We start from the raw sequence: 15,900 nt of genomic DNA on the forward strand, positions 1-15,900 counted from the left end.
GCCTGCACCCCGACACGTTGCCGGCAGACACTCGTGTGCGTACTGGCATCTGAGAATATGCGTGATCACTGCGCCATGGGGTCCCTTTCCGGCCAACTCGTCATGCTCGGGCCGATGTGGACCGGGTCCGCGGAAGCACGGGGGTGCGGGCCGGGTGGTGCGACCGGCCCCGCACGCCGGACGGCGCGCCGGGTCAGCGGCGCTGACCTGCGGTTTCGCCGATCCGCAGGCTGACAATCGGACGTTTATCGAACGTCAATCGGCGGGGTGCACAGTGGGATCCAGCGCCGGGGAAGCGTTGATGGCGCTCCCGCAGCCGGGGGGCTGCGGGAGCGCCGACGCGCGAATCGGGGGAGGTGCTCCGCAGGGGAGCGGAGGCCTCACGGCGCGGGGGGAGAAGAGAAGGGCTCGGTGTGCTGTCGGGAGATGAGGTCCGCCACGGGGGAGGCCTCCGGCACACCGAGCCGCGTGAAGATCGCGTGCGCCTCCTGGAGACAGGCGAGGCCACGGGCCGGCTGGGCCAGGGCGAGCAACGCCTCGCCGAGGGCGGCGTTGGCCAGGCCCTGGCAGTAGGCGGAGTCCATCTCCTGCGCGATCGCCAAGGACGCGCCGGCCGCCTCGGCCGCCTCGGCGTGCTGCCCGGCGGCGAGTAGGGCGGAAGCCAGGCGGGCGAGGGTGTAGCCCTCCCAGAGCCGGTTCCGCTGGGACGCGTAGAGCTGATGCGCCTCCCGCAGGTGCGGGACGGCTTCGGCGCCGGTGAGCACCACGCCGAGCTGGTACAGCGTCTGCGCGAGCAGCGGACCGTTCTTGGACTCGCGCGCTGCGGATACACCGTCGCTGGCGGACTGGATCGCCGTCTCGGTCATGCCGAGCCAGTGCTGCACCCGGGCCATGTTGCCGACGATCCGTGCCTCGGCGGTCGGTGTGCGGACAGCCCGGCTGGTGGCCCGGGCCTGTTCGAGGAACCCCAGCGCCTCGGTCTTGCTGTTGCCGATGCCCAGGATCCAGCCCAGCGTGTTGGCCGTAGCCAGCAGCAGGACGGACGGCTCGTCCGGTGCCTGGTGGTCCAGGCTGCGACGCAGCGACTGCTCGGCACCCTGGAAGTCGCTGGTGACGGACTGGAGGGTGCCGAGGGCGAAGTAGGCTCGGGCGAGCACCCCCGAGTCGCCACGTCGTTCCGCGTCCTGGCCGATGGTCTCCAGGACCCGGCATCCCCGGGGGCCGCGGGTCGGGTCCGGGTCGATGCTGAACATCAGGTTCAGCAGATCGACTGCCGAGCGCTGCAGGGCGTCGGGACCGTTCGCGGCAGTCTCGACGGCGCTGAGGAGCAGGGCGCCCTCGGTCCGCAGCCAGTCCTGTGCGGACCGGCTGGTCGGCAGGTCGATCCCCGGCATGGTGGGCGTCGTCAGCAGCTCCGGCAGTGTGTCGTCCGGTTCGATGGCCTGGGCCGCGTTGCGCATGGTCGGGATCAGCAGGTCGAACAGCCGCTGAATCGCCTGTTCCCGTTCCTCGGCGTCGCCGATCCGTTCGTTCTGCCGCTGGGCGTACAGGCGGAGCAGGTCGTGGTAGCGGTAGCGGCCCGGGGTGAAGCACTCCAGCATGTTCGCTTCGACCAGTGCCTCCGCGAGGTCCTCGGCGTCGTCTTCGTCCAGATCGAGCAGCGCGGCTGCCGCCTCCAGCGGGATGTCGGTGGAGTCGATCAACGAGAGAAGCCGAAAGGCCCGGGCCTCGGCCGCGGAGAGCTGTCCGTAGCCGAGCCCGATGGTCGTCTCCACGGCGAGGTTGCCCAGTTGGAGTTCGTCGAGACGGCGTCTCTGATCGGCTAACCGGCGGGCCAGGTCGGAGACGCTCCAGCGCGGGCGGCTGGCCAGACGGGCGGCCGCGATGCGGACGGCCAGCGGCAGGAAACCGCACCCCTTGACCACCGCCATGGCGGCCTCCGGCTCAGCGGCGGCCCGCTCTTCCCCCACGATGGCCGAGAACAGCGACAGTGCCTCGGCCGGCGTCAGCTCCTCCACGTCGAACAGCTGCGCACCCGGAATGCCGGCCAGCCGGGACCGGCTGGTGGCGAGTACCGCGCAGCCGGAGACGCCTGGGATCAGCGGCTTGATCTGTTCGGCGTCCCGTGCGTTGTCCAGCAGGATGAGCATCTGTCGGCCGGCGAGCTGGGAGCGGTAGAGGGCCGCGCGCTGTTCGAGCGAGTCGGGACTCTCGGTGACGCCGAGTGAGTGGAGGAAGTCGCCCAGGACGACGACCGGGTCTGCCGGAGAGGTGCCGGCCCCACGCAGGTCGACATACAGCTGGCCGTCCGGGAACTCCGACCGGACGCGGTGGGCGACGTGGACGGCGAGGGTGGTCTTGCCGACGCCGCCGATCCCGGCCAGCGAGGTCACCACCACGGCCTGGCCGGTGGCGTTCTGCAGGATCGTCGAGAGATCGGACACCAGGTTCGAGCGGCCGCTGAAGTCCGACACGTCGGCGGGGAGCTGGGCGGGCGCGGGGAATGCGGCGGGACCGTTCCTGCGGGCCGTCCCGGAGACGGTCACCTCCGAGAGGGCCAGCGCCGGGTCCCCCGCGAGGATGCGGGAGTGCATGGCGGACAGGCTGGCTCCCGGCTCGACCCCGAGTTCCTCGATGAGCAGCTTGCGGGTGTCGGTGTAGACACCCAGGGCCTCGGCCTGGCGACCGGACCGGTACAGCGCCAGCATGAGCAGTTCGCGCAGTCGTTCGCGCAGCGGGTGTTCGGCCGTCAGGATGTTGAGGTCGCCGATGATCTCGGCGTGGAGGCCGATGTCGAGGGCGACGGCGCAGGTTTCCTCGGCCGCGGCCACCTGGCGTTCGGCCAGCCGCAGCCGTTGGGCGTCGGCGTAGGGCCCGGGGATTCCGGTGAGCGGACGGCCGCTGAACAGCTGCAGGGCCTGGGTGAGGAGCCGGTGCGCCTCGTGCTGGTCTCCGGAGGCCCGGGCGGCCGCGGCGTCGGCGGACAGCTTCTCGAAGACCGTCAGGTCCAGGGCGTCGTTCGGGACCCGCAGCGCATAGCCGTCTGCGATGGAGACCAGCACCTCGGAGGGCCTGCGGATCTCCCGGCGGGGTTCGATGACGGAGCGCAGTCGGGAGACGTACGTGCGGAGGGCTGCCACGGCTTGGGTCGGGGGCCGGTCGCCCCACAGGGCGTCGACGAGGTCCTGGGTGGTGACCGGACGGCCGCTCTGCAGCAGGAGGGTGGTCAGGACGGCTTGCTGCTGGGGGGACCCGAGGGAAAGAGGCCTGCCGTCGAGCCATGCCTGGACCGGACCGAGGACTTGGAAGCGCAGCGCAGGGGCCTGCGGTGTCTCCCTCAACTCCATGAAGTCCCCCGATAGCCTGTGGTGTTGATCTCGTGAGAGGGCGCTCGGCGGTCCGCCGCGGTGCTTCAGCTTAGGCGGACGCCCGACTCCGCCGGACGGCCCCGCAAGCCCCACGATGTTTATCGGACATTTAATCAACCCTACGATACTGTCCCCGCGCCCGCGCCAAGCAGGTCGGGCTGAAGGCAATTGATGACCGAAAGGCGGCCGCCCAATGGCCAACGACCAGAGCGAGACCCCGGTGCCGTCGACGCCCGAGGGCGAGGCGCGGACTTCGGCTGCCGCTGTGGAGGCCGGCCAGGCTGTCGAGGGCGCGGTGGCGGCGACCTCGCACCCGACCGAGTACTCCGAGCCGGGTGCGGACCGGAAGGACGCCTTCGGGAACGAGGTCTTCGGTGACGAGGCCGAGCACGTGGTCGAGCCCGTCAAGCCGGCCGGCGACGAGCCGGGCAAGACCTATGAGCCCGAGAACGTCGTCTCCGGCTGCCCGTAAAGAGGTCGGCCGAGTGCCCCCGCGTCCCTCCGGGCGCGGGGGCGCTGTTGGTTATGTGCGCGCCAATTCGTTTGCGGGGCCATTGCGGTGCCCGATTACCGTCCGCGGTGCACGCTTCGTGACCGGCCTCGTCCGTAACGTGCTCGACGGCAGGCGAGGGGCGTTCCGGAATTCTGGATTCACCAGGGGATTACGGGCGCCGAATGGTGCGGTTTGCCTGGATTTTGCCGAAATTACGAAGCCGGCCTCATTCAGTCGACTCGCGGGGCTCGGGGGCGGGTGAGACGTGGTGGGGTTCGGCGGCCCATTCGCGGCCGCCGTGCTCGGGGCGCAGGTAGTGCTCGCCGCCGATGGTGTCCATGTAGATGCCGGTGCGTCCGGTCCTCCGGTCGAGGACGAGTTCACCCACGTGCGGCCGGTAGGCCGGGGCGTTGCGCTGTCGGGTGCTCACCGCACTGCTCCTTCGCTCCGTCAGCGACTGGCAGACATCTCTAGAGAAGCTAATATCTCTAGAGATGTCAACGGTCGTATCTCCTTATCAGCGGCCGCGGGCGCGCCTACGATTCATCCGAGGGAGAGGGAGCGGCGATGACCGGCAGCAGTGGCGACAAGCAGCCCAAGTACCAGCGGATCGCCGACTCCCTGAAGGCGGCCATCGACGCGGGCCGCTACCGCGCGGGCGACCGGCTGCCCGGCGAGAACGACCTGATGGACGAGTACGGCGTGGCCCGGATGACCGCCCGCCAGGCGCTCGGCGTGCTGCAGAGCGAGGGCATCGTGGAGGCCCGCAAGGGCTCGGGGGTGTTCGTCCGGGACTTCCGGCCGCTGCGCCGGCGCGGCATCCAGCGGCTGGCGCAGGGCCAGTGGGGCTCCGGCCGGTCGATATGGTCCGCGGACATCGACAACCGCAGCCTGGTGGTCGACCAGGTGTCGGTCACCGAGCAGGGCGCGCCCGAGCACGTGGCCCGGGTGCTCGGGGTGGACCCGGGCGTCCCGATGTGCGTGCGGCACCGCCGCTTCGTCCTGGACGGCAAGCCGGTGCTGCTCTCCACCTCCTACCTGCCGGCCGTCCTGGTCGCCGGCACCGCGATCACCCGCGAGGACACCGGCCCCGGCGGCACCTACGCCCGGCTGGCCGAGATCGGCGCCAAGCCCGTGCACTTCCGCGAGGAGGTCCGCTCCCGGATGCCCGGCGGTGAGGAGGCGGCCCGCCTCGAACTCTCCGCCGGCACCCCGGTCATCCTGATCTGCCGCACCGCCTTCGCCGACGAGGGCCAGGTCGTCGAGCTCAACGAGATGATCCTGGACGCCGCCTCCTACGTCCTGGAGTACGACTTCGACGCGTAGGACGGGGTCAGTCGACGATCGGCCGGCGGATGTCCTGCTCGCGCAGTTCGGTGACCACCCGGGCGACGGTGGCGAAGTCGTCGTCCAGGTGGAGCACGGTCATGTCGTGGTGGACGGCGGTGCCGGCCGGCAGCAGGTCTACCAGTCCGGCCGCGCGGTGCTGGCCCTTCTGGGTCAGCTTGTACTGGGCGCCGTCCACCCAGTCCCAGATCGACTCGGGAGCGCTGACGGCCGGCCCGAAGAGCGCGGTGAGTTCGTCCTCCAGGTCGTCCCGGTGTGCCGAGTCGCGGGCGGAGAACAGGATCTCCGCCCGGGTCGACTTGCTGATCCTGATCAGGCGATGAAAACCGCCCCGGGCGCGGCGGGCGCGACCGGGGCGGTGGGACGGACGGGGCGGGGGCGGTCACTCCTTGGAGCGCACCCGCAGGTTGGTGATCAGCGGGCCCTCGGTGGTCTCGCGGAAGAAGTCGTTGCCCTTGTCGTCGACGACGATGAAGGCCGGGAAGTCCTCGACCTCGATGCGCCAGACGGCCTCCATGCCGAGCTCGGCGTACTCCAGCACCTCGACCTTCTTGATGCAGTCCTGGGCGAGGCGGGCGGCCGGGCCGCCGATGGAGCCGAGGTAGAAGCCGCCGTGGGCGGCGCAGGCGTCGGTGACCTGCTTGCTGCGGTTGCCCTTGGCGAGCATGACCATGGAGCCGCCGGCCGCCTGGAACTGGTCGACGTAGGAGTCCATCCGGCCGGCCGTGGTGGGGCCGAAGGAGCCGGAGGCGTAGCCCTCGGGGGTCTTGGCCGGGCCGGCGTAGTAGACCGGGTGGTCCTGGAGGTACTTGGGCATGCCCTCGCCGGCGTCCAGGCGCTCCTTGATCTTGGCGTGGGCGATGTCGCGGGCGACGACGAGCGTGCCGGTGAGCGAGAGCCGGGTCTTGACCGGGTACTTCGACAGCTCGGCGCGGATCGCGGACATCGGCTGGTCGAGGTCGATGCGCACCACGTCGTCGTCGAGGTGTTCGTCGGTGGTGTCCGGCAGGTACTTCGCCGGGTCGGTCTCCAGTTGCTCCAGGAACACGCCCTCGGCGGTGATCTTGCCGAGCGCCTGGCGGTCGGCGGAGCAGGAGACGGCCATCGCGACCGGCAGCGAGGCGCCGTGGCGCGGCAGCCGGACCACGCGGACGTCGTGGCAGAAGTACTTGCCGCCGAACTGGGCGCCGATGCCGATCTTCTGGGTCAGCTCGGTGACCTTGGCCTCCAGCTCCAGGTCGCGGAAACCGTGGCCGGTCTTGGCGTCGCCGGAGGTCGGCAGGTTGTCCAGGTAGTGCGCCGAGGCGTACTTGGCGGTCTTGAGCGCGAACTCGGCGCTGGTGCCGCCGATCACGATCGCCAGGTGGTACGGCGGGCAGGCGGCGGTGCCGAGGGAGCGGATCTTCTGCTCCAGGAACGAGAGCATGCTGGCCTCGTTCAGGATGGCCTTGGTCTCCTGGTACAGGTACGACTTGTTGGCCGAGCCGCCGCCCTTGGCCATGAAGAGGAACTTGTACGCGTCGCCGTCGGTGGCGTACAGCTCGATCTGGGCCGGCAGGTTGTTGCCGGTGTTCTTCTCGTCCCACATGGTCACCGGGGCCATCTGGGAGTAGCGCAGGTTTAGCTTGGTGTACGCGTCGAACACGCCGCGGGCGATGGCGGACTCGTCCGCGCCGGAGGTGAGCACGTTCTGGCCGCGCTTGCCCATGACGATCGCGGTGCCGGTGTCCTGGCACATCGGGAGGATGCCGCCGGCCGAGATGTTGACGTTCTTCAGCAGGTCGAGCGCGACGAAGCGGTCGTTGGGGCTGGCCTCCGGGTCGTCCAGGATGCGGCGCAGCTGGGCGAGGTGCGCGGGGCGCAGGTAGTGGGAGATGTCGTGCATCGCCTCGGCGGTGAGCAGGCGCAGCGCCTCGGGCTCGACCTGGAGGAAGGTGCGGCCGCCGGCCTCGAAGGTGGAGACACCCTCGGAGGTGAGCTTGCGGTACGGGGTCGGGTCAGCACCCAGGGGGAGCAGGTCGCTGTACTCGAAGTCTGGCGTGGGAGCCATCGGGGCGGTCCTTAGGGGTCCAGTGGTCCGGCTGCGTCGGCGAAGCACCATCCAGGGTAGGACCCGGCCGCCGGACGCATGCGGACAGGTCAGCCTTGCGTGACCGGGCTCACTCGGGCAGCAGTGCGAGCGATTAGGCTTGGGCCGTGGACAACTCGCCGTCGCAGGACGACCCGGGGCAGCCGACGGTGCCGGCGCCCGTTCCCCTGACCAAGTCCGAACCGAAGCCCCAGGCCGAACCGAAGTCCCAGCCCGAACCGAAGCCCCAGGCCGAACTGAGGCCCCGGCCCAGGCCCGAGGCGAACGCCCCGGTGGCGCAGGCGGAGATGCGGGTCTCGGACGCCGACCGCGAGCGGACCGCGGAGCTGCTGCGGGACGCCTACGCCGAGGGCCGGTTGGACGCGGACGAGCACGCCGAGCGGATCGAGGCCGCGTACGCCGCCAAGACCTTCGGGGACCTGGTCCCACTGACCAGGGACCTTCCGGCCCACCGGTCGGTGTCCTTCGACAAGCCGCCGCTGGACGCCTCGGCGCCGGCCCCCGCGCCGGCCCGGCCGCTGGCGCCGGCGCGGCACGAGGCCCCGTCGGTGGTGGCGATCTTCGGCGGCGCCTCCCGCAAGGGCCGCTGGCGGGTGGGCTCGCACCTGACGGCCTTCACCGCGTTCGGCGGGGTGGAGATCGACCTCACCGACGCCGTCTTCGAGTCCCCCGAGGTGGAGATCACCGTGACGGCGGTTTTCGGCGGGGTCGACATCCGGGTGCCGGAGAACGTGACCCTGCTCGGTTCCGGGGTGGGCATCTTCGGCGGCTTCGACGTCCGGGAGCAGACCGCGGCGGACCCGTACGCTCCGGTCGTGCGGGTCAAGGGCCTTGCCCTGTTCGGCGGTTGCGAGGCCAAGCCGCGCCGGGGCAAGAAGCTCAAGGAGTGGGTCCGCAAGCAACTCGGTACGGAATAGCCCGAATTGACCTGACGAGTGCCCGGCCGGGAATCAACTCCCGGCCGGGCACTCGGCGTTGTGTCCGGTGCACTCCGTAGTCGATTGCGTGCAGTGTGCATGAATCGCGGCCGGGCGGGGTAGTTCCTTCCGCACATCGCTTCTTGTACGGCTGTGCACCGGAGGCGGCCCAGCGGCCGCCCCGGGCGTTGGACAGCGGGGGTTCGCAGCCGGCAGGGGAGCGAGGTTCCCCGTGTCCGAGAGCCTCGTCAGGAGTACGGCCGTGCTGCATCCGATCGAGTCCCGCACCACCTCGCCAGTCGCCGCCGCCCAGTTGCTGGAGCGCCGGCCGGCCGTCCGCCCGCAGCCGCAACCCCCGGGCGGTGGCCAGGGCACGGCCGCGGGCGAGGACAATCCGTGGCACACCGGTGCGGCCTGTCGGCGGGACGAGGTGGGGCTGTTCTTCGCGCCCTCGAAGGAGCCGACGGCGGCCCGGCTGTCGCGGGAGGAGCAGGCCAAGCAGGTGTGCGCCCGCTGCCCGGTGCTGCTGGAGTGCCGTGAGCACGCGCTGGCCCAGCCGGAGCCGTACGGGGTCTGGGGCGGGCTGACGGCGGCCGAGCGGCGGGTGGTGCTGGCCCGGCGGCGGCGCCGGGACGCCGAGCTGCGCGAGGCGGCCCGGGTGGCCACGACCGGGCGCCGGATAGCCGGTTGACGCCGGGCCGAGGACCGGCCCGGTACGGCGGCCGCCCCGACGACGGCCTCGGCGGGACCGCGCCCGCCACCCGAATCGCGCCCGGCGTCGAGCTCGCGCCCGCCCGCCACGGCGGCCGGAGACGCAACGCGGCCCCGGCGGAGGGGGATTCCGCCGGGGCCGCGCCGCGCGGTGTCCGGGTCAGTTGGCCCGGTCGAAGTCGATCGCGCTGTACGCCCGCAGCTTCGACAGCTTGTGGACGGAGTTGATCTCGCGGATCGTGCCGCTCTTGGAGCGCATCACCAGCGAGCTGGTGGTGGCGGTCTCCGAGCGGTAGTGGACGCCGCGCAGCAGCTCGCCGTCGGTGATGCCGGTGGCGACGAAGAACACGTTCTCGCCGCTGACCAGGTCGTTGGTGGTGAGCACCCGGTCCAGGTCGTGCCCGGCGTCGAGGGCCTTCTGCCGCTCGGCCTCGTCCTTGGGCCACAGCCGGCCCTGGATGACACCGCCCATGCACTTCATCGCGCAGGCCGCGATGATGCCCTCGGGGGTGCCGCCGACGCCCATCAGAAGGTCGATGCCGGTGCCCTCGCGAGCGGCCATGATGGCGCCGGCCACGTCGCCGTCGGAGATGAACTTGATCCGGGCGCCCGCCTCGCGGATCTGCTGGACCAGGTCGTCGTGGCGCGGGCGGTCGAGTACGACCACCGTGACGTCCTCGACGGCGCTGCCCTTGGCCTTGGCGACCCGGCGGATGTTGACGGCCGGCGGGGCGGTGATGTCGACGAAGTCGGCGGCTTCCGGGCCGGCCACCAGCTTGTCCATGTAGAACACGGCGCTGGGGTCGAACATGGTGCCGCGGTCGGCGACGGCCAGCACGGCCACCGCGTTGTTCATGCCCTTGGCGGTCAGCGTGGTGCCGTCCACCGGGTCGACCGCGACGTCGCACTCGGCGCCGGTGCCGTCGCCGACCCGCTCGCCGTTGTAGAGCATCGGGGCTTCGTCCTTCTCGCCCTCGCCGATGACGACCACGCCGTTCATCGAGACGGTCGAGACGAGGGTGCGCATCGCCTTGACGGCGGCACCGTCGGCTCCGTTCTTGTCTCCCCGGCCGACCCACCGGCCGGCGGCCATCGCCGCTGCCTCGGTGACCCGGACGAGCTCGAGCGCGAGGTTCCGGTCCGGAGCCTCGGGCGCGACCTCCAGGGCACTGGGAAGGTGGTGCGGGTACTGCGTGGTCATCGTCGTTACCTCTCTGTACGCGACGGCCAGTGAGCGCCCGACTACTGCCAGGTCGAACGCCGTGGTGAGGGTAGTGCGATCGTATCTGCCCACGAGATGACTGTCTGTGGCGCGGGTCGCCACCCCGGATCGGAAACCACCGGTTCGTCCCGCTTCACCCGTACGTGCACACCCCGGGTGGACCCGGCGGAATGTGGATGAGTCACCATGAGGGGGTGGCTGCAGAGAGCAAGGGCATGAGGGGTCGGCAGACCGTACGGGACATGGTCCTGTCGATGCTGGCGGTCGGTTTCGTCGTCTGGATCGGTTACCTGTTCCTCCCGCACGACGCGAACAGCGACCCGGTGCACGTGGTCGAGTACAAGGTGGCGGCGGCCTCGGCGAAGCGGGCCGCGCCGTACCCGCTGCTGTCCCCGGACGGGCTGTCCGACAAGTGGCGGGCCACCTCGGTCAGCTATACGCCGGCCGGCATCAACAACGGCAAGGGCAATGCCTGGCACCTGGGTTTCGTGACCCCCTCCGGCCAGTACGCGGCGGTCGAGCAGGCCGACGTCCCGCGCGAGAAGCTGCTCGCCGACAAGGTCGCCGGCGCCCAGCCGGACGGCACCTCGGACGGCGCCGGGCGCAGTTGGGACCGGGTGCAGGGCGAGAAGGCCCGTGCGCTGGCGGTCCAGACCGGCTCGGCGACCACCCTGATCACCGGCACCGCCTCCTACGAGGAGCTGGCCGAGCTGGCCCAGGCGCTCAAGTAGCGGCCGGCCGCCCCGCGAACGCGGAAGGGCCCGCACCGGACGAACCGGTGCGGGCCCTTCGCCGTGTCGCCGCGGATCAGACCGTGGTGACGACCTCGTCGTAGGCCAGGCGCGGGGAGCGCGGGAACCAGGCGTCGTCGCCCGGCTTGCCGATGTTGACCACGGCCAGCACCGAGTGCTCGCCGTCGCCGAAGAACTCCTTGTTGATGCCCTCGCCGTCGAAGCCGGTCATCGGGCCGGCGGCCAGGCCGGCGGCGCGCACGCCGATGATGAAGTAGGCGGCCTGCAGGGCGCCGTTCAGCTTGGCGGACTGCTCACGGACGGCGCGCTCCGAGAAGAACACGTCCTTGGCCTGCGGGAAGTGCGGGAACTGGGTCGGCAGCTCCTCGTGGAACTCGTTGTCCGCGGCCAGGATGGCGACCAGCGGGGCGGCGGCGGTCTTGGCCTTGTTGCCGTCCGACAGGTGCTGGACGAGGCGCTCGCGGCCCTCGGCCGAGCGGACCAGGACGACGCGCAGCGGCTGCTGGTTGAAGGCGGTCGGGCCGTACTTGACCAGGTCGTAGATGGCCTGGACCTGCTCCTCGGTGACCGGCTCGTCGGTGAAGGTGTTCGCGGTGCGGGCCTCGCGGAACAGCAGGTCCTGAGCGGCGGCGTCGAGTACCAGGGCGTCGGTGGTCATGCTTCTGCACCTCATGCGGGAGGGGGTTCGTCGGAGTGACCGGCGCGGCCGATCAATTCCTCCAACATAGGTGAAGATTCAACGATTCCCCAAGTGATTGTGACCTGCCCCACACCCACCGGGTGCTGCCCGGGGGGGGGATCACTCGCCGCCCGGGGCCCCGCCCTCCTCGGCGGCCAGCGCGGCGTCCAGGCGGGCCCGGGCGCCGTCCAACCAGCGCTGGCAGACCTTCGCCAGCTGCTCGCCGCGCTCCCACAGCGCCAGCGACTCCTCCAAGGAGGTGCCGCCGTTCTCCAGCTGCCGGACCACGTCCAGCAGCGCGTCCCGGGCGTGCTCGTAGCCCAGCGCGTCGTCCGGGGTCGGCGCCGCCGCGTCCTGCTGCTGCTCCTGCTGCTCTGCCATGCGTGCCAGCGTAGGGGCTGGCGCCGACAGGGGCGGCTCCCACGGGCCGAAACCCGGGTCCGGCGAGCACTCGATCACGCCCTCCCGGCCGCGCTCCCCCCAGCCGTCACCGGTCCTGGCCGGCCACGGCCGACCACGGCCAGCCCCCGGCTAGTCCCGTTGCTCCGGCGCCACCGTGACGTCGAGGCCGCCGCCCGACACCCGGGCGTGCAACCCCTCCCCGGCCGTGACCTGCGCCGGATCCGTCACCACCGAGCCGTCGGCCCGCTGCAGCACCGCGTAGCCGCGCTCCAGGGTGGCCGAGGGGGAGAGCGCGACCACCCGGGCCAGGGTGTGCCCGAGGTCGCTCTGGGCGTGGTCCAGCCGGTGCCGCAGGGTGCGCCGGGCCCGCTCCAGCAGGCCGGCCACCTCCTGGCCGCGGCCGTCCAGCATCCGGTGCGGGGCGGCCAGCACCGGGCGGCTGCGCAGCCCGTCCAGTCCGTGCAGCTCGCGCTCGACCCGGGACCGCACGTGCCGGCGGGCCCGGTCGCGCAGCTGGCGGACCTTGGCCAGCTCCTCGCCGACGTCCGGAACCACCCGTTTGGCGGCATCGGTCGGTGTGGAGGCGCGCAGGTCGGCGACGAAGTCCAGCAGCGGTTGGTCCGGCTCGTGTCCGATCGCGCTGACCACCGGCGTACGGGCGGCCGCGACCAGCCTCACCAGCCCCTCGTCCGAGAACGGCAGTAGGTCCTCCACGCTGCCGCCGCCGCGGGCCACGATGATCACGTCCACCTCGGGGTGCTCGTCCAGCTCCCGGACGGCCGCGCTCACCCGCTCCACCGCGCTGACCCCCTGCACCGGGACGTTGCGCACCTCGAAGCGCACGGCAGGCCAGCGCCGCCGGGCGTTCTCCAGCACGTCCCGCTCGGCCGCCGAGCCCCTCCCGGTGACCAGCCCGACGCACTGCGGCAGGAACGGCAGCCGCTGCTTGCGCGCCTCCGCGAACAGTCCCTCCCCGGCCAGCCGCCCCTTCAGCTGCTCCAGCCGGGCCAGCAGCTCGCCCAGGCCCACCGGCCGGATCTCCGAGGCCCGCAGCGACAGCTGCCCGCGCGCCGCGTACCACTCCGGCTTGGCGTGCACGACGACCCGCGAGCCCTCCTGCACCACGTCCGCGACCTGGTCGAACACCGAGCGGAAGCAGGTCACCGTGAGCGATACGTCGGCCTGCGGGTCGCGCAGGGTCAGGAACACCACGCCCGCCCCGGGGCGGCGGCTGAGCTGGGTGATCTGCCCCTCGACCCACACCGCGCCGAGCCGGTCGATCCAGCCGCCGATCAGCGCGGAGACCTTGCCGACCGGGAGCGGGGCTTCGGGGGAGCTGGAGTTGGCCATGCGTACGAGGCTAGCGGCGCCCGCCGACACCGTCCGCCGTAGCGCCCTGCACGCCGAGCACCACCAGGCCGACCGCCAGCCAGACCAGCCCGACCAGCTGAGCGGTGGTGGAGGCCTCGTAGACCACCGCGCCGATCACCGCGATCCCCAGCAGCGGGACGACCAGGTGCCGCAGCCGGTCCCGCGAGCCGTGCCGGACGGTGTACCAGCCGACCACCGAGGCGTGCAGCAGCGCGAACGCGGTCAGCGCGCCGACGTTCACCACCGAGGTCAGCTGGTCCAGCCCGTCGTCCCGCTCGGCGGCCCAGACCGCCGCCGCCATGGTGACCACGGCGGCCGCCAGCAGCGCCCGGCGCGGCACCGCGCTGCCCGGGTCGACCGACCCGAGCAGCCGCGGCAGCCGCCCTTCCCGGCCCATCGCGAAGACCAGCCGGCCGGCCGCCGCCTGCCCGGCGAGCGCCGCGAAGGCCGCGCCGATCGCCTTGCTGGCCGCCACCAGCACGTGCAGCCAGTGGCCGACGCCGCCCTCCACCGTGTCGTAGAAGGCCGAGCCCTGCGCGGCCGGGTCGGCGGCCAGCTGCTGCGGGGTGGTCGGCTCCAGCACCGCCGCCAGGTAGGTCTGGGCGACGAACAGCACCCCGGCGAGCGCCAGGCACCACAGCACCGCTCGGGCCACCGCCGCCGAGGCGCCGACCGCCTCCTCGACGAAGGTCGCGATCGCGTCGAAGCCCAGGTAGGAGAGGACCGCGACGGACACCGCGGAGAGCACCGCGGTCGGCGAGAAGACCCCGACGGCGGTGAACGGGGTGTCCCAGCCGCGCCGCGCGCCGTCCCGCGCCAGCACCACCACGGCCGCGACCACGAACACCACCAGCACCGCGATCTCCAGCGCGAGCACGGCGAAGCCGACCGCGGCCGCCGTCCGCACCCCGGTCAGGTTGAGCGCCGTGGTCACCACCACGGCGACCGCCGTCCACACCCAGCGGGAGACCTCCGGCACCAGCGAGTGCAGCGCGATCCCGGAGAACAGGTAGGCCACCGCGGGGATCAGCAAGTAGTCCAGCATGGCCATCCACCCGGCGACGAACCCCGGCCCCTCGCCCAGCCCGGCCCGCGCGTAGGCGAACACCGAGCCGGTCTGCGGCACCGCGCGCACCATCTGGGCGTACGAGAAGGCGGTGAAGCCCATCGCGACGGTCGCCGCCAGGTAGACGGTGGCGACGGCGCCGTGGCTCTTGGCGTCCAGCACGCCGAACACGCCGACCGGGGCCATCGGGGCGATGAACAGCAGTCCGTAGACCATCAGATCGCGGACGCCCAGGGTGCGGCGCAGGCCGCTCGGCGTCGGCTGCTCGCTCACAGCGCTCATGGAGACCAGATTTGAGCACTTTCCACCCCTCTGCGACCGGAAAGCGCCCGCCGTCGGCGCGGCTCCCCGTCCCGGGCGGCGGGCCTCCCGACCGCCCGTACGATGGACCCATGTCCAACACCGCGCAGCGCCGTGTCCTGCTCGCCGCCCCCCGGGGCTACTGCGCGGGTGTCGACCGCGCCGTGATCGCCGTGGAAAAGGCCCTGGAGCAGTACGGGGCGCCCATCTACGTCCGCAAGCAGATCGTCCACAACAAGTACGTGGTGCAGACCCTGGAGAAGAAGGGCGCGATCTTCGTCGACGAGACGGAGGAGGTGCCCGAGGGCTCGATCGTGGTGTTCTCCGCCCACGGCGTCGCCCCGGCCGTCCACGACGAGGCGCGGGCCGGCAAGCTCGCCACCATCGACGCGACCTGCCCGCTGGTCACCAAGGTGCACAAGGAGGCCGTGCGCTTCGCCGACGAGGGCTACGACATCCTGCTGGTGGGCCACGAGGGCCACGAGGAGGTCATCGGCACCATGGGCGAGGCCCCGGACCGGATCCACCTGGTGGACGGTGCCGAGGACGTGGCCAATGTCCAGGTGCGGGACGAGTCCAGGATCGTCTGGCTGTCCCAGACCACGCTGTCGGTGGACGAGACCATGGCCACCGTCGGCGAGCTGAAGAAGCGCTTCCCGGCGCTGGTCAGCCCGCCCAGCGACGACATCTGCTACGCGACCCAGAACCGCCAGGTCGCGGTCAAGCAGCTGGCCCCGGAGACCGACCTGCTGATCGTGGTCGGCTCCAAGAACTCCTCCAACTCGGTCCGGCTGGTCGAGGTCGGCCTGGAGTACGGCGCCAAGGCGGCCCACCTGGTCGACTTCGCCGAGGAGATCCAGGAGTCCTGGCTGGAGGGCGTCACCACGGTCGGGCTGACCAGCGGCGCCTCGGTGCCGGAGATCCTGGTCGACGGCGTGCTGGAGTTCCTGGCCGCGCGCGGTTACGACACGGTCGAGACGGTCAAGACCGCCGAGGAGCACCTGATCTTCTCGCTGCCCAAGGAGCTGCGCCGCGACCTGCGCTCCGAGGCGGCGGGCAAGCTGTAACGCGTTTCGGCCGAACGCGTCGGACCCGGCGCCCGGTGCGGGCGCCGGGTCCTTCGCCGTCCGGGACCGGGGGTGCTCTTTGCTGTGCACCCCCGCCCGGGCTCTCGTAACTTTGT

At 71.8% G+C, this 15,900-nt stretch carries 15 protein-coding genes; 6 read left to right on the plus strand and 9 right to left on the minus strand.

Annotated elements, in window-relative coordinates; all coding sequences use genetic code 11:
• Positions 1 to 380: 380 nt before the first annotated feature.
• Positions 381 to 3,347 (minus strand): AfsR/SARP family transcriptional regulator, encoded by a 2,967-nt coding sequence (locus ACZ7BZ_RS24635; RefSeq protein WP_470360172.1) that lies wholly within the window; start codon positions 3,345 to 3,347, stop codon positions 381 to 383.
• Positions 3,348 to 3,561: 214 nt separating this feature from the next.
• On the opposite strand from ACZ7BZ_RS24635, the gene ACZ7BZ_RS24640 reads away from it, so the two are divergent.
• Positions 3,562 to 3,840 carry a hypothetical protein gene (locus tag ACZ7BZ_RS24640; RefSeq protein ID WP_470360173.1) on the plus strand — a complete coding sequence of 93 codons (279 nt, stop codon included), beginning with the start codon at positions 3,562 to 3,564 and terminating at the stop codon, positions 3,838 to 3,840.
• Positions 3,841 to 4,087: 247 nt separating this feature from the next.
• On the opposite strand, the gene ACZ7BZ_RS24645 is transcribed toward ACZ7BZ_RS24640, so the two are convergent.
• The gene (locus ACZ7BZ_RS24645; protein WP_470360174.1) at positions 4,088 to 4,291 is read right to left on the minus strand and encodes a hypothetical protein; all 204 of its coding nucleotides are present in this window, start codon (positions 4,289 to 4,291) and stop codon (positions 4,088 to 4,090) included.
• A 137-nt stretch (positions 4,292 to 4,428) separates the two neighbouring features.
• On the opposite strand from ACZ7BZ_RS24645, the gene ACZ7BZ_RS24650 reads away from it, so the two are divergent.
• Positions 4,429 to 5,187 carry a GntR family transcriptional regulator gene (locus ACZ7BZ_RS24650; RefSeq protein ID WP_470360175.1) on the plus strand — a complete coding sequence of 253 codons (759 nt, stop codon included), beginning with the start codon at positions 4,429 to 4,431 and terminating at the stop codon, positions 5,185 to 5,187.
• A 7-nt stretch (positions 5,188 to 5,194) separates the two neighbouring features.
• On the opposite strand, the gene ACZ7BZ_RS24655 is transcribed toward ACZ7BZ_RS24650, so the two are convergent.
• Both ACZ7BZ_RS24655 and ACZ7BZ_RS24660 read right to left on the minus strand, forming a co-directional pair.
• Entirely contained in the window at positions 5,195 to 5,386 is a 192-nt protein-coding gene (locus ACZ7BZ_RS24655) for a hypothetical protein (RefSeq protein ID WP_470360176.1), read from the minus strand.
• Positions 5,387 to 5,590: 204 nt separating this feature from the next.
• Positions 5,591 to 7,258: a fumarate hydratase gene (locus ACZ7BZ_RS24660; RefSeq protein WP_380453879.1), complete on the minus strand. Its 1,668-nt coding sequence runs from the start codon at positions 7,256 to 7,258 to the stop codon at positions 5,591 to 5,593.
• Positions 7,259 to 7,404: 146 nt separating this feature from the next.
• On the opposite strand from ACZ7BZ_RS24660, the gene ACZ7BZ_RS24665 reads away from it, so the two are divergent.
• Positions 7,405 to 8,214 carry a DUF1707 SHOCT-like domain-containing protein gene (locus ACZ7BZ_RS24665; protein ID WP_470360177.1) on the plus strand — a complete coding sequence of 270 codons (810 nt, stop codon included), beginning with the start codon at positions 7,405 to 7,407 and terminating at the stop codon, positions 8,212 to 8,214.
• A gap of 313 nt (positions 8,215 to 8,527) precedes the next feature.
• Positions 8,528 to 8,905 (plus strand): WhiB family transcriptional regulator, encoded by a 378-nt coding sequence (locus tag ACZ7BZ_RS24670; RefSeq protein WP_380453915.1) that lies wholly within the window; start codon positions 8,528 to 8,530, stop codon positions 8,903 to 8,905.
• Between the two features lie 180 nt (positions 8,906 to 9,085).
• Here the strand turns inward: ACZ7BZ_RS24670 and glpX are convergent, their stop codons facing one another.
• Positions 9,086 to 10,126, minus strand: a complete 1,041-nt coding sequence (gene glpX, locus ACZ7BZ_RS24675; protein ID WP_470360178.1) for a class II fructose-bisphosphatase — start codon at positions 10,124 to 10,126, stop codon at positions 9,086 to 9,088.
• Between the two features lie 215 nt (positions 10,127 to 10,341).
• Here glpX and ACZ7BZ_RS24680 point away from each other — a divergent pair, with 215 nt between their 5' ends.
• The gene (locus ACZ7BZ_RS24680; RefSeq protein ID WP_470360179.1) at positions 10,342 to 10,878 is read left to right on the plus strand and encodes a DUF4245 domain-containing protein; all 537 of its coding nucleotides are present in this window, start codon (positions 10,342 to 10,344) and stop codon (positions 10,876 to 10,878) included.
• A 76-nt stretch (positions 10,879 to 10,954) separates the two neighbouring features.
• On the opposite strand, the gene ACZ7BZ_RS24685 is transcribed toward ACZ7BZ_RS24680, so the two are convergent.
• The 4 genes from ACZ7BZ_RS24685 to ACZ7BZ_RS24700 form a co-directional block, all read right to left on the minus strand.
• The gene (locus tag ACZ7BZ_RS24685; RefSeq protein WP_380453885.1) at positions 10,955 to 11,557 is read right to left on the minus strand and encodes a malonic semialdehyde reductase; all 603 of its coding nucleotides are present in this window, start codon (positions 11,555 to 11,557) and stop codon (positions 10,955 to 10,957) included.
• A 141-nt stretch (positions 11,558 to 11,698) separates the two neighbouring features.
• The gene (locus tag ACZ7BZ_RS24690) at positions 11,699 to 11,959 is read right to left on the minus strand and encodes an exodeoxyribonuclease VII small subunit (protein WP_465740832.1); all 261 of its coding nucleotides are present in this window, start codon (positions 11,957 to 11,959) and stop codon (positions 11,699 to 11,701) included.
• Between the two features lie 150 nt (positions 11,960 to 12,109).
• The gene (gene xseA / locus ACZ7BZ_RS24695; protein ID WP_470360180.1) at positions 12,110 to 13,330 is read right to left on the minus strand and encodes an exodeoxyribonuclease VII large subunit; all 1,221 of its coding nucleotides are present in this window, start codon (positions 13,328 to 13,330) and stop codon (positions 12,110 to 12,112) included.
• 10 nt (positions 13,331 to 13,340) lie between these two features.
• Positions 13,341 to 14,699, minus strand: coding sequence for an APC family permease (locus ACZ7BZ_RS24700; RefSeq protein ID WP_470360181.1), 1,359 nt, complete (start codon positions 14,697 to 14,699; stop codon positions 13,341 to 13,343).
• Positions 14,700 to 14,809: 110 nt separating this feature from the next.
• Here ACZ7BZ_RS24700 and ACZ7BZ_RS24705 point away from each other — a divergent pair, with 110 nt between their 5' ends.
• Complete coding sequence (locus ACZ7BZ_RS24705; protein ID WP_465740829.1) at positions 14,810 to 15,784, plus strand: 4-hydroxy-3-methylbut-2-enyl diphosphate reductase; 975 nt, start codon at positions 14,810 to 14,812, stop codon at positions 15,782 to 15,784.
• Positions 15,785 to 15,900 lie beyond the last annotated feature (116 nt).

This window comes from Kitasatospora sp. NPDC036934 (assembly GCF_055608425.1).